Source organism: Mesobacillus sp. (assembly GCF_047739415.1).
Taxonomy (GTDB): domain Bacteria; phylum Bacillota; class Bacilli; order Bacillales; family Cytobacillaceae; genus Mesobacillus.
The window spans coordinates 1-13,352 of sequence record NZ_JBIQOE010000143.1 but is presented as its reverse complement, the minus strand read 5'-3'; the positions used below and the strand labels follow the sequence as shown (position 1 = coordinate 13,352).

Genomic DNA, 13,352 nt, shown 5'->3' with positions numbered 1-13,352 from the left:
GGACACGCGAAAGCGATGGAGCTTGCTGTGTTTGGAGAAAAAATACCGGCAGAAAAAGCGAAGGATCTTGGTCTTGTTACTGAAGTGTACTCATTGGATAACTGGAATGATAGTGTTGCAGCTTTTGCAGAAAGGCTTGCGAATATGCCAACAAAGGCAATCGGGCTGATCAAAAGGAACCTGAAAGCAAGCTCGGATTCAAATCTCGAAGACTATTTGGAGAGAGATGCACAGAGCCAGCGGATTGCCGGCCAGACGGCTGACCATAAGGAAGGCGTCAAGGCGTTCATGGAAAAAAGAAAGCCAGTTTTCAAGGGTGAATAAATCGGAACAATCAATCTAATAAAAGGAGATGTTACGCGTGACAACAGTTAAAGAGCAAAAATTCGAAGCAATGGCAGTAAAACGCGAGACATATCAGCTAATCATCAATGGAGTTCGCCAGGACAGTGTCAATGGTGAAACGTACAGAGTCTACAATCCAGCGACAGGGGAGGAAGTAGCAACTGTAGCGAAGGCTTCCAAAGAAGACGCAGAACTTGCGGTACAGGCGGCAAGAAACGCGTTCGATTTCGGGAAGTGGCGTCATTTCCCTGTGAATAAGCGCTCACGCACACTGAATAAAATCGCTTCGATCATGCGCTCCCGTTTCAATGAACTGGTAGAGTTGGAGATTCTTGATACAGGTAAATCACTGGCTGCAGCCCAGGGACAGGTGATGCAGGCAATCGAGGATTTCGAGTTTTATGCAGGTGCGATTGTCAGCCACCGCGGTGCCGTGAACAGCATGCCTGGTGCATTCCAGAATATCACTGAAAAAGAGCCTGTTGGCGTATGTGCCCAAATCATTCCTTGGAACTATCCGATGATGATGGCAGCATGGAAGATCGCTCCGGCTATCGCTGTCGGGTGCTCCGTTATTGTAAAACCAGCTTCATTAACACCATTGACTGCTATTGTACTTGGTGAGATCTGTATTGAAGCAGGCGTTCCAGAAGGAGTTGTCAACGTCATTCCTGGGTCAGGATCTGTAGTCGGAAACTACCTTGTTGAACATGAAAAAGTAGACAAAGTTGCGTTCACAGGCTCAACTCCGATTGGCAAGGATATCATGGCAAGAGCTTCGCAGACTCTAAAGCGTGTGACACTTGAGCTTGGAGGAAAGTCACCTAGTATCGTTTTTGAAGATGCGGATGTTGATGCTGCAGTAGCGGGCTCTCTATTCGGGATCTTCTACAATACAGGTCAATCATGCGAAGCGCGTTCTCGTTTGTATGTCCATGAGGATGTATATGATGAGTTCATGGAGAAATTCGTTGCGAAAACAAAACAGCTTAAGCTTGGTAACCCATTTGATAAAGAAACACATGTCGGTGCTGTCATCAGCCAGGACCAAATGAACGTAATCGACGGTTATGTAAAGTCCGCTGTTGAGGACGGAGCACGAGTTTTAACAGGCGGAAAGGCTGCTAACCTGGAAGGCTATGAAAATGGCTACTGGTATGAGCCGACAATCATTGCTGAAACAGACCACAGCATGAAAGCTGTAAAAGAAGAAATCTTCGGACCAGTTGTCGTGGTCATGAAGTTCAAGGATGAAAAAGAAGCGGTCAAACTCGCGAATGACAGTGAATATGGATTAGGATCTGCCATCTGGACAAAGGATTACGGCCGCGCGACCAGGGTTTCTAAGCAGATCCAGGCAGGAATCGTCATGGTCAACTGCCCATTCTCCGCATTCCCAGGTACGCCATTCGGCGGCTACAAGCAATCCGGTTTCGGACGCGAACTCTGTATCGAAACACTAGACTTATATACTGAAACTAAGAGTATCGTCTCTTACTACGGCAGCCGCCCGCTAAACCCGTTTAACGTATAAAAAAGAGGCGAGCACTCCTCGATTCGGGTGCTCGCCTTTCAGTTTTTTTAAAAGGAGGAATATATAATGAAGAAACTCGTCGTAATCGGTTCAGGCGTCATGGGCAGAGGGATTGCCTACGTCAGCTGCCTGGGCGGTTTTGATACTGTACTGATTGATGTTGAAGAAAAACAACTCCGCAATGCCGAACAAGAAATCAACAATATTTTTGAAAAAGGAATCGCCAGGGGAAAAATCATGCTAGAGGACGCAGAATCGGCGAAATCAAGACTCAATTACTCAAATTTCCTCGCTGATAATGTGAAGGATGCTGATCTTGTTATCGAAGCGGTTCCGGAAAAAATAGATATCAAGAAAACGATTTTTGAAGTAATTGACCAGCATGCACCTGAACATTGCCTGTTTGCGTCCAATACTTCAACAATGAGCCCTACTGAAATCGCCTCTTTTACAAAACGTCCTGAGAAGGTCATCGCCATGCACTTCTTCAATCCTGTCCACAAAATGCCGCTCGTTGAGATCATCCGCGGCCTGGAAACAAGCGATGAAACAGCTGAAGCGACCCAGAAGGCGGCGGTCCAGATGGGCAAGGAAACCGTCATCGTCAACGAATTCCCCGGTTTTGTCACCAGCCGGATCAGCGCCCTTGTCGGGAATGAGGCATTTTATATGCTGCAGGAAGGCGTAGGGACAGCGGAAGAAATCGATAAAGCGATCAAGCTGGGTCTGAATTATCCGATGGGCCCATTCGAGCTGGGTGACCTTGTTGGTCTGGATACTCGTTTGAATAACTTGAAGTACCTGCATGAGAAGCTTGGTGAAAAATACCGTCCTGCTCCATTACTTGAACAATATGTAAAAGCAGGCCGCCTCGGCAGGAAGACCGGACGAGGTGTGTACGATTATAGAGAGTCAGTTACCACTAAATAAAGGGGGATGGCAATGAAAGAAGTTGTAATTGTCGATGCAGTAAGGACACCGATTGGTAGATACAATGGCAGCCTTCGCCACATCCGCCCGGATGATTTAGGTGCTGTTGTCATCAAGGCATTGGTTGAGCGCAATCCAGACGTACCTGCGGCTGAAATTGAAGAAGTAGTTTTGGGCAATGCCAACCAGGCAGGCGAAGATAACCGAAACGTCGCAAGGATGTCAGGACTGCTGGCTGGACTGCCTGTCGAGGTTTCCGGAACAACAATCAACCGTTTGTGCGGATCCGGGCTCGATGCTGTCAATTATGCAGCGAGGGCAATTTTAGCAGGGGAAGGCGACATTTTCATTGCTGGCGGAACTGAGAGTATGACAAGGGCGCCATTCGTGATGGCAAAGCCTAACGCTGAATTTCCGCGAGGCAATATGGAAATGTTCGATACAACCATTGGCTGGCGTTTTGTGAACAGCAAACTGAAGGAAATGTACGGAACGGACAGTATGCCAGAGACGGCAGAGAACGTGGCGAAAAAGTATGGCATCTCCCGGGAAGCTCAGGACGAATTCGCTGCGGAAAGCCAGCTTCGCGCTCAAAAAGCGGTCGAGGCAGGGCGCTTTGAAAATGAAATCGTTCCAGTTGTTTATGAAGATAAAAAGGGAAACAAGTCTGTAATTGACCGTGACGAACATCCTCGGCCAGGTACTACAGTCGAAAAGCTGGCAAAACTCAAGCCCTTATTTAAGGATGGCACCGTTACTGCGGGTAATGCATCAGGTGTGAATGATGGTGCATCGGCATTGTTATTGATGAGTCGTGAAAAAGCCGAGGAGCTTGGCTTGAAGCCGCTGGCGAAATATATTGTGTCGGCAACAGCGGGACTGGAACCGTCCATCATGGGTATGGGGCCTGTATATGCAGTTCAAAAAGCTCTGAAGCGTTCTAACCTCTCTGTTGATGACATGGACTTGATTGAATTGAACGAGGCTTTCGCAGCCCAATCACTAGGTTGCATCCAAGAGCTCGGGCTGGATCAGGCAAAGGTGAATGTCAATGGCGGAGCTATCGCATTTGGACACCCGCTAGGGGCTAGCGGCGCGAGGATTTTAACAACCCTTTTATATGAAATGAAAAAGCGGGATTCCAAGTATGGACTTGCGACTATGTGTGTAGGTGTCGGCCAGGGAATCGCCACGATTATCGAGAATATAGGAGAGAGATAAATGAACAATATCAAATTTCAGAAAGAGCAGCATATCGCATATGTGACGATTGACCGTCCGGAGTCATTGAACTGCTTCAATTATGAAACACTTCAGGAGCTTGGGGAGCTTGTTGACAAGTTGCATACAGATTCAGACGTGAGAGCCGTCATTTTTACCGGAGCAGGGGAGAAATCCTTCAGTGCAGGTGCGGACTTGAAAGAAAGGAAGCATCTTACTGAGGAAGAAGTGCGCCGCAATGTGAAAAAGATTCGCGATGTTTTCAGTGGGATTGCCGAACTGCCGCAGCCAACGATTGCCGCTGTAAACGGTTTTGCCTTTGGCGGCGGGTTTGAATTGATGCTTGCCTGTGACTTTAAGATTGCAGCCGACACCGCATTAATGGGAATGACAGAGGTGAGCTGGGGCATCATTCCAGGTGCAGGAGGAACACAGCGTCTATCAAGGCTGGTTGGTGAAATGAAGGCGAAGGAATTGATTTTTACAGCAAGAAAAATCACCGCTGAGAATGCTTTTGAGCTTGGGATCCTTACAGCCGTTAAGTCAAAAGAAGAAGTCATGAATGCCTGCAAGGAGCTTGCCGAGGAAATCCTCCAGAATGCGCCGATTGCCGTAAGACAGGCGAAGTATGCCATCCAGCATGGCAGCAGCACTGACTTGCAGACTGGTCTGGCAATAGAGTCCAAAGCTTATGAAGTAACGATTCCAACAAAGGATCGTGTGGAAGCGCTGAATGCCTTCAGTGAAAAACGCAAGCCTGTATTTACAGCCCAATAGTATCCATAGGGAGAAATCCCTATGGTTTTTTGCCTTTTAAGCAAATTATTTTTGCAAAATAATGATAATACTGTAAAATATTCTATAACGGTTTTATTTCGTACAACAAAAACGGATGAGGATGACATAAGCTTGAATACAAGATCAATGATTTTTACCTTATACGGTGACTATATCTCCCATTATGGGAGCAAGATTTGGATTGGCAGCCTGATCCGGCTGCTGAATGAATTTGGCCACAATGACCAGTCAGTGAGAGCGGCGATTTCACGCATGAACAAGCAGGGCTGGGTCCAGGCTGAGAAGATCGGCAACAAGAGCTACTATTCTCTCACGCCACGCGGTCAGAAAAGGATTGACGAGGCGGGAAAGCGTATTTTTAAATTGAAGCCCGAAGACTGGGACGGCAAGTGGAGAATCTTGATGTATACGATTCCCGAAGAAATCCGCAATGTCCGTGATGAGCTGCGAAAGGAACTGATCTGGAGCGGCTTTGGTTCAATGTCGAACAGCTTCTGGATTTCAGCCAATAATCTCGAGAGACAGGTAAGGGATCTGATCGAGAAATATGAAATCGAAGAATATGTCGATTTCTTTGTTGCCGAATACAAAGGTCCGCATGAAAATCAGCGCCTCGTTGAAAAAAGCTGGGACCTGCAGGAAATCAACGCGAAGTATCAGGAATTCATCAGTGAGTACAGCCAGAAATATATCATCGATAAAAACAAAATCCAGAAGGGCAGCATGTCTGACGCCGAATGCTTCGTTGAGCGCACGAAGCTGGTGCATGAATACAGGAAGTTCCTCTTCTTTGACCCAGGCCTGCCTGAAGAACTTTTGCCTGAAAAATGGCTGGGAAGCCACGCCGCCGCATTATTCAGCGAGTACTACAAAGAACTAGCAGAACCAGCATCCCGATTCTTTGAGTCCGTCTTCAAAGAAGGCAATGAAATCAAGCATAAAGACGTGGACTATAACGTAATGGACCACCCGTACATTTTAGAATAGTATCAAGCCATCCTTGCATAGCCTTGGGTGGCTTTCTTCAATCATTGTCAAAATGGTTAAGCTATCCAAAGTCGCATTTCAGGTTCGGACAGGTTTGCAGCGGGAAGAGGAAAAGCTGTCTGAAGCAGGTCAAAGTTTGGACAGGTTTGTAGCGGGAAGAGGAAAAGCTGTCCGAAGTAGCTCGATGTTCGGACAGGTTTGAAGGAAAGAGAGGAAAAGCTGTCAGAAGTAGCGCCATGTTCGGACAGGTTTGCAGTCAAAAGAGGAAAAGCTGTCAGAAGTAGCTCGATGTTCGGACAGGTTTGAAGGAAAGAGAGGAAAAGCTGTCAGAAGTAGCGCCATGTTCGGACAGGTTTGAAGGAAAAAGAGGAAAAGCTGTCAGAAGTAGCGCCATGTTCGGACAGGTTTGAAGGAAAAAGAGGAAAAGCTGTCAGAAGTAGCTCGATGTTCGGACAGGTTTGCAGTCAAAAGAGGAAAAGCTGTCAGAAGTAGCCCGGTGTTCGGACAGGTTTAGAGGCAGAAGGGGAAAAGCTGTCAAAAGCCAGCCACCATTGGTTAGGCAGGGTAAGATTGCTTTCATCAAAATAAAGTTTCCAAGGAGGATTAACATGAAGATACGAGATAGAGGGATCGTGGTTGGCAGGATGTCCCCGGGAACAAATAACTGTATAACCGATGTGCCTGGTGTAAAGGTTGGCCATGTAACAGTGGATTTGCCACTGGATGACAAAGGTGAAGAGTATGCATGTACTGGTGTTACGGCCATCCTGCCACATGACGGAAACTTGTTCAAGGAGAAAGTTACTGGTGCTAGCTACGTCTTTAACGGTTTTGGAAAAACGACTGGCCTCGTCCAGGTGAATGAACTTGGAACGATCGAGGCTCCCATTATGTTGACAAATACATTTGCTGTACCCGCTGTCACTCAGGGGACGCTGGAGTATATGCTTGCTGAAAATGAAGAGATTGGTGAGATGACGGGTACTATTAATATAGTCGTCGGTGAATGCAATGACAGCTATTTAAACTCAATTCGCCATTTCCCAGTCAAACCTGAACATGCAATACAAGCGATTAAAAAAGCTTCCACCATGCAAGCAGAAGAAGGCGCAGTTGGAGCGGGCAAAGGAATGGTTTGCTTTGGTCATAAAGGCGGCATTGGAACAGCATCAAGAATGATAAAAGCTGATGTTCCTTATACAATTGGCTGTCTGGTGCTCAGTAATTTCGGTAAAAAAGAAGAGTTCATGGCAGGGAAATATGGAATTGAAACAATAAAGTCAGGATTATCTGAGACGGCAGATGGTTCCATCATCATTGTCCTTGCAACAAATGCCCCGTTAAGTGACCGCCAGCTTTTGCGCCTGGCAAAGAGGTGTGGAATTGGCCTGGGCCGAACTGGCAGTCATTTCAGCCATGGAAGCGGAGATATTGTGATTGCTTTTTCATCTGCCAATCAAACAAGGCATTTTTCAGACGAAATCATTCAATCTAGCAGCCGGGTCAGGGATGACCATCCGTTGATGAACGAGCTTTTTACTGCAGCAGCAGAAGCAACCGAGGAAGCAATCCTGAATTCACTATCACAGGCTGAAACGACTAAAGGGAGAAAAGGCAGAGTGGTTGAGGCTTATCCTTTTTTGTAGGCAATTTTAAAAGAAATATGATAAGTTTAAAAAAACAAAACTTGGAAGGAGAGATACATATGCGTGACAAAGAGACTTTGAAGCAGGAGATTCTTGACGCTTTCCATTTTAGGCATGCCACAAAGGAATTTGACCCGAACAAAAAGATTCCAGAGGAAGACTTCCGTTTTATCCTGGAAACCGGCCAGTTATCACCAAGTTCTTTTGGCTTTGAACCTTGGCGCTTTCTTGTTGTTCAGAGTGAAGAGCTTCGCGAGAAAGTTAAGAATACCGCCTGGGGAGCGTTTGGCAAGCTTCCAGAAGCAAGCCATTTTGTGATTCTGCTTGCGAGAACAAAAGTTGATACAAAATACGACTCTGAATATCTGCAGGACCATTTTAGAAATAAGAAGAAAATGCCTGAGGAATTCATGGCGAATTACCTCAAGCGAATCGAGGAATTCCAAAAGTCTGATTTTAATTTGCTTGACGGTGATCGCCCGCTATTTGATTGGGCATGCAAGCAGACGTATATCGTTTTGGCGAATATGATGACGGCGGCAGCACAAATCGGAATTGATTCATGTCCGATTGAAGGCTTCAATTTTGAAAAAATGAATAAACTCCTCGCAGATGAAGGATTGCTGGACGATGGCCATTTCGGAATTTCAGTCATGTGCGCGTTCGGCTATCGTGTAAAAGAACCGAATCCAAAGACAAGAAGACCATTGGATGACATAGTCAAATGGGTATAACAGTCTAGCCTCTAAAAATAACAAAGAGCCTGGCATCTGCCAGGCTCTTACCAATTATTTAATGTCTTTCAAAGTTTCCCGGTATTCCTTTCCCTTTTGAACATATGTATCGATCGATAATTGGATCAACTCCAGATCCTTTTCGCCGATTTCCCTTACGACTTTACCCGGTGCTCCGACTACAAGCGAGCGCGGTGGTATTTTTTTACCCGCAGGAATCAATGTATTGGCCCCAATGATGCATTCTTCACCGATTTCGGCTCCATCAAGGATTGTTGAGCCCATACCGATAATGCATCTTTTCTTAATAGTGCATCCATGGAGGATCGCATTGTGGCCGACAGTGACTTCATCTTCAATGACAAGCGGCGAGCCCTCATACAGATGGCATGTGACGTTATCCTGTATGCTGCAGCTTTCTCCTATGGTTATCGTATCTTCATCCCCACGTAAAACTGCATTGAACCACACGCTGGAATTTTTGCCGATTTTGACGTCACCAATGATGTAGCTCCCCGGTGCCTGGAAAACTGTTTCATCAACTACCGGTTTTTTATCTGAATAACTTAGAATCAATGAAAAATCCCCCTTTTCAATTGTCATAATTTTAGAACTAGTATAACATTAATTTAACGAAGGGGGAATTTTTGTGAATGGAATTACTTCTGTTCTGGGCATAAAATATCCAATCATCCAGGGTGGAATGGGTAACATCAGCAATGCGATTTTAACAGCGGCTGTTTCAGGAGCAGGCGGACTGGGCACAATCGGTGCCGGAACGATGCATGCTGAAGAAGTAGAGCAAATTATTCTTGAAACAAAATCGAGGACATCAAAGCCTTTTTCTGTGAATGTGGCCTTAAGTGTGTCGCCAAATGTCGTGGAAATCCTGCGCCTGGCAGTCAAACATAAGGTTCAAGTAGTAACACTATCAGCGGGGAATCCTGCACCTTTTATTCCAAAGCTAAAAGAAGCGGGTATTAAGGTTATTACTGTTGTCGCCTCAGTAAAGCAAGCAAAAAAAGCGGAAGCAGCTGGGGCTGATATCTTAGTGGCTGAGGGATATGAAGCTGCGGGGATTAACTCGAGCCTGGAAACGACGACATTGGCGCTGATTCCTCAGATTGTCGCTCAGGTAAACATTCCGGTTGTTGCGGCAGGAGGAATTGGGGACGGTAAGGGCCTTGCAGCCATGCTTGCACTAGGAGCAAGCGGTGTACAGATGGGAACGAGGTTCATCGCCACAAAGGAAGCACCGTTCCATGAAAACTATAAGCAAAAGCTTTTGCGGGCAAGCGACCATGAGACAGTCATAGTCGGCAGGTCTGTCGGAAGAATCCGCAGGCTGCTGAATACATCATATGCTGCTAAACTGCTGGAGGCTGAGAAGCAGGGAATTACCGTAGAAGAGTTCACAGAACTGACGACTGAGGAAATACATAAAAAAGGTGCGCTCGAAGGAAGCGAAGAAAACGGATTTATGAATGGAGGCCAGGTGTCCGGACTGGTTTCTGATATCCCAACCGTCCAGGAATTACTGGATCGCATGGTAAAAGAAGCGAAAGAACGCCTGAGAATAGCAACACTTTTATTATAAATTTTTCGAAGCATGCTTCAAAAAGGAGCATGCTTTTTTATATTATTGTTTTTTTGTTTTGTTTAAATTCCAGGATTTTTTAAACGAAAAAAACAGTAGGAGCTTATAAATACTGAGTTTTACAGTCGCTTTCGTGCATAAAAGCGAAAAAGTTTTATTATTTTTAAAAAACATCTTGATAGTTTTCTAAAGTGATGGTTTAATAAATAGAAATCATAACATACTAAATTTTCGGAATTTTATTGACATTAAATTAAGGCTGGTGTTAATATAACGTTATATTTACGGTGTCTATAGTGAATATCATACTTTTTGGAATCGGTTTCAAAAGTTCTGGAACTTTTTACACAACAAGAGAGAATACAGTTGAAATTGTTGCGTTCCGGCTGCTTGCTAGTTAAATCTACATAGTTTTACTGCCGGTTTATAAATAATCAAGGGGGATTTTTATGAAAAAATCAGTAAAAGCTATTTCTCTTGTTCTGGCCAGTGCATTGCTATTGGCAGGATGCGGAGGAAATGAAGCATCAAACGGTTCATCTGACAAAAAGCAATATAAGATTGGCTTGACCCAATTCGCGGAGCATCCATCCCTTGATGCCGCAACTGAAGGCTTCAAGAAAGCTCTTGAGGACAAAGGGTTCAAAGAGGGAGACAATGTAAAATATGACTTCCAGAACGCACAGGCTGACATGAATAACACGGCAAGTATCGCGAACAATTTTGTAGGTGACAAGGTCGACCTTATTTTCGCTAACGCTACACCGAGCGCTGTTGCAGCACTTAATGCAACAAAGGACATTCCAATCATCTTCACTTCGGTGACAGACCCTGTCGGAGCAGGACTTGTTGAAGCATTCGATAAGCCTGGCGACAATATCACAGGTACTACTGATAACCATCCGGATGCTACTAAAAAGACAATTGACTTTATGACGAATGAAGTTGGTGCAAAAAAGATTGGGGTAATTTACAACGCTGGTGAACAGAACTCAGAGGTCCAGCTGAAGGAAGTGAAGAAGCTTGCGGAAGCGAATGGAGCTAAGGTGGTAGAAGCATCTATCTCCACTTCAGCTGAAGTAAAACAGGCAGCCGAATCCCTCGTGGGACGCGTTGATGCCATCTATGTTCCTACCGATAATACGGTCGTTTCTGCACTTGAATCTGTGATTTCTGTAGCCAATGGCAAAAAGATCCCATTGTTTGTAGGTGAGCTTGATTCAATGAAGCGCGGGGCAGTTGCAGCCAGCGGATTCAATTATTACGACATTGGTTACCAGTCAGGCTTGATGGCTGCAGAAATTTTATCAGGCAACAAGAAAGCTTCTGAAATCCCGGTAGAACTTCCTAAATCATTGACACTGACAATCAACAAAAAGGCTGCTGAGGAACAGGGCGTTGAGGTCAAGGAAGAATGGGGAGAGGACGCAGAGTTTTACGAAGAATAAGAGAAAGGATGATTCAACTTGTTTACTTCAATATTTGGAGCATTTGAGTCAGGCATTATTTATGCGATCATGGCTCTGGGCGTATACTTATCCTTTCGGGTACTCGACTTTCCGGATTTAACGGTCGACGGCAGCTTTGTAACCGGAGCTGCTGTTGCCGCGATCATGATTGTGAATGGCGCTAATCCATTCGCAGCGACAATGACGGCACTCGTTGCCGGCTTCATCGCTGGCTGTCTGACGGGTGTGATCCACACAGTCGGCAAGGTTAATGCTCTTTTATCGGGTATCCTGATGATGATTGCCTTATATTCTATAAATTTAAGAATCATGGGCAAATCGAATGTGCCGCTGTTGAATACCGATACTGCAATGACCGCTGTAAGGGACTTTTTCGAAAAAACAGGTATCGACGCATTCCTAAACGGCATTTTGACAGCCGTAGGACTGGGGGATAGCCTTCCGCGAACTTGGGGAATCCTCCTGTTCATGATTTTCGTGACGCTGGCAATCAAATTCCTTACTGATGCGTTCCTTAAGACCGAACTCGGACTTGCAATCCGGGCAACCGGTGATAACAAAAGAATGATCCGCAGTTTCTCTTCCAACACGAATCTGATGATTATCCTGGGTTTGGGACTATCGAATGCGATGGTAGCTTTCTCTGGTGCATTGATCGCCCAGCAAGGTGGTTTCGCTGATGTCGGCATGGGAATCGGGATGATTATTATTGGTCTTGCTTCCGTTATTATCGGGGAAGCGCTGTTTGGTACAAAGTCAATTGCCAGAACCACACTTGCTGTAATTGGCGGTTCGATCATCTATCGAATTGTTGTCACACTGGCACTTAGGGTAGAGTTCCTCGAACCAGGCGACATGAAGCTGATCACAGCGATTATCGTAATATTGGCACTGACTGCGCCGAAAATGATAGATAGCTACAAAGAGAAAAAACGGAAGGTGAAAAGACAGCTTGAAAACATGCAGATGGCAGCTGTTCCTTCTGAAGGAAAGGGTGAGGCTGGTGCTGCACTTAAATCAGATTCATAGAGTCTTCAATGAGGGTACTCCAGATGAAAAAATTGCCCTGGATAATATTAATCTCACACTCGATAAGGGAGACTTTGTCACAGTCATAGGCAGTAACGGTGCCGGTAAGTCAACTTTAATGAACATTATATCCGGTGTAATGATTCCAGACCATGGACAGGTGGAACTGGACGGTAAGGATGTAACCTACATGACCGAGTACAACCGTTCAAAAATGATCGGCCGTGTATTCCAGGATCCGATGGCTGGCACCGCTCCTAGTATGACCATTGAAGAAAACCTTGCGATTGCCTATTCAAGGAACAAGCGCCGCTCGCTTCGCCTGGGTGTCACGAAGAAACGTCGTGAGCTTTTCCAGGAAGTACTTGAGTCATTGCACCTCGGACTCGAAAATCGCCTGAATGCGAAGGTTGGATTGTTATCAGGAGGAGAACGGCAGGCACTATCCCTGCTGATGGCGACATTCACTGAACCATCCATCCTATTATTGGATGAGCATACCGCTGCACTCGATCCTGCACGTGCCGAGTTGATTACCAATTTAACAAAAGAAATCGTTGACAAATACCATCTCACTACACTGATGGTCACACACAACATGCAGCAGGCACTCGACCTCGGCAACAGGCTGATCATGATGGACAAAGGCCAGGTCATCCTCGAAGTCAATGAAGAACAAAAAGCAAAGCTGACAATCGAAGACTTGCTCAATGAATTCCAACGAATCCGCGGCACAAAAATGGCAAGTGACCGAGCTTTACTAAGCTAACCAAAAAACAACCAGCTCCAAATAAACCCTTCCATATTAAGGTGCATAAGACAGCAAATGGCGTGATATTGTCCACGCCATTTTTCCTTTTGTGCCATCTTTTTTTAATCTTTTCTTTACAATTGACAATATAGTTAATAAACAAAAAAGGACTGAGTTTTATAATTTTATTAAGTAATAAAAGCTATGACTTAGCTATGCGCATGTTAGAAAAAGATCCATTAGATCATACATTTTCTTATTCTGTTTTAGAAGGTATTTTTGATGGTAAAGTATATGTGGATGATAAATAT

At 45.2% G+C, this 13,352-nt stretch carries 13 protein-coding genes; 12 read left to right on the top strand and 1 reads right to left on the bottom strand.

Going from position 1 to position 13,352, the window contains the following annotated elements:
• The 8 genes from ACH0QE_RS11410 to ACH0QE_RS11375 all read left to right on the top strand — a co-directional run.
• On the top strand, positions 1-324 hold a 324-nt coding region (locus tag ACH0QE_RS11410; RefSeq protein WP_415800799.1), incomplete at its 5' end, for an enoyl-CoA hydratase-related protein.
• Positions 325-361: 37 nt separating this feature from the next.
• Positions 362-1,879: an aldehyde dehydrogenase family protein gene (locus ACH0QE_RS11405; protein WP_415800797.1), complete on the top strand. Its 1,518-nt coding sequence runs from the start codon at positions 362-364 to the stop codon at positions 1,877-1,879.
• A 66-nt stretch (positions 1,880-1,945) separates the two neighbouring features.
• A complete protein-coding gene (locus ACH0QE_RS11400; RefSeq protein ID WP_415800795.1) occupies positions 1,946-2,809 on the top strand; it encodes a 3-hydroxyacyl-CoA dehydrogenase in 864 nt (287 codons plus the stop codon).
• Between the two features lie 12 nt (positions 2,810-2,821).
• Positions 2,822-4,030 carry a 3-oxoadipyl-CoA thiolase gene (pcaF, locus tag ACH0QE_RS11395; RefSeq protein ID WP_415800794.1) on the top strand — a complete coding sequence of 403 codons (1,209 nt, stop codon included), beginning with the start codon at positions 2,822-2,824 and terminating at the stop codon, positions 4,028-4,030.
• Positions 4,031-4,807, top strand: coding sequence for an enoyl-CoA hydratase-related protein (locus tag ACH0QE_RS11390; protein ID WP_415800793.1), 777 nt, complete (start codon positions 4,031-4,033; stop codon positions 4,805-4,807).
• A gap of 132 nt (positions 4,808-4,939) precedes the next feature.
• Positions 4,940-5,815: a phenylacetic acid degradation operon negative regulatory protein PaaX gene (paaX, locus tag ACH0QE_RS11385; RefSeq protein WP_415800792.1), complete on the top strand. Its 876-nt coding sequence runs from the start codon at positions 4,940-4,942 to the stop codon at positions 5,813-5,815.
• 608 nt (positions 5,816-6,423) lie between these two features.
• Complete coding sequence (locus ACH0QE_RS11380; RefSeq protein ID WP_415800791.1) at positions 6,424-7,461, top strand: P1 family peptidase; 1,038 nt, start codon at positions 6,424-6,426, stop codon at positions 7,459-7,461.
• Positions 7,462-7,520: 59 nt separating this feature from the next.
• Positions 7,521-8,195, top strand: coding sequence for an NAD(P)H-dependent oxidoreductase (locus ACH0QE_RS11375; protein ID WP_415800790.1), 675 nt, complete (start codon positions 7,521-7,523; stop codon positions 8,193-8,195).
• Between the two features lie 54 nt (positions 8,196-8,249).
• Here the strand turns inward: ACH0QE_RS11375 and ACH0QE_RS11370 are convergent, their stop codons facing one another.
• Positions 8,250-8,771, bottom strand: coding sequence for a gamma carbonic anhydrase family protein (locus ACH0QE_RS11370; protein WP_415800789.1), 522 nt, complete (start codon positions 8,769-8,771; stop codon positions 8,250-8,252).
• 73 nt (positions 8,772-8,844) lie between these two features.
• Here ACH0QE_RS11370 and ACH0QE_RS11365 point away from each other — a divergent pair, with 73 nt between their 5' ends.
• The 4 genes from ACH0QE_RS11365 (at position 8,845) to ACH0QE_RS11350 (ending at position 13,059) form a co-directional block, all read left to right on the top strand.
• The gene (locus ACH0QE_RS11365; protein ID WP_415800788.1) at positions 8,845-9,792 is read left to right on the top strand and encodes an NAD(P)H-dependent flavin oxidoreductase; all 948 of its coding nucleotides are present in this window, start codon (positions 8,845-8,847) and stop codon (positions 9,790-9,792) included.
• Positions 9,793-10,241: 449 nt separating this feature from the next.
• The gene (locus ACH0QE_RS11360) at positions 10,242-11,240 is read left to right on the top strand and encodes an ABC transporter substrate-binding protein (RefSeq protein WP_415800787.1); all 999 of its coding nucleotides are present in this window, start codon (positions 10,242-10,244) and stop codon (positions 11,238-11,240) included.
• A gap of 18 nt (positions 11,241-11,258) precedes the next feature.
• Positions 11,259-12,290, top strand: a complete 1,032-nt coding sequence (locus ACH0QE_RS11355) for an ABC transporter permease (RefSeq protein WP_415800786.1) — start codon at positions 11,259-11,261, stop codon at positions 12,288-12,290.
• Positions 12,265-13,059, top strand: a complete 795-nt coding sequence (locus ACH0QE_RS11350) for an ABC transporter ATP-binding protein (protein WP_415800785.1) — start codon at positions 12,265-12,267, stop codon at positions 13,057-13,059. Before ACH0QE_RS11355 ends, ACH0QE_RS11350 begins: the two co-directional genes overlap by 26 nt.
• The last annotated feature ends 293 nt before the right edge of the window (positions 13,060-13,352 follow it).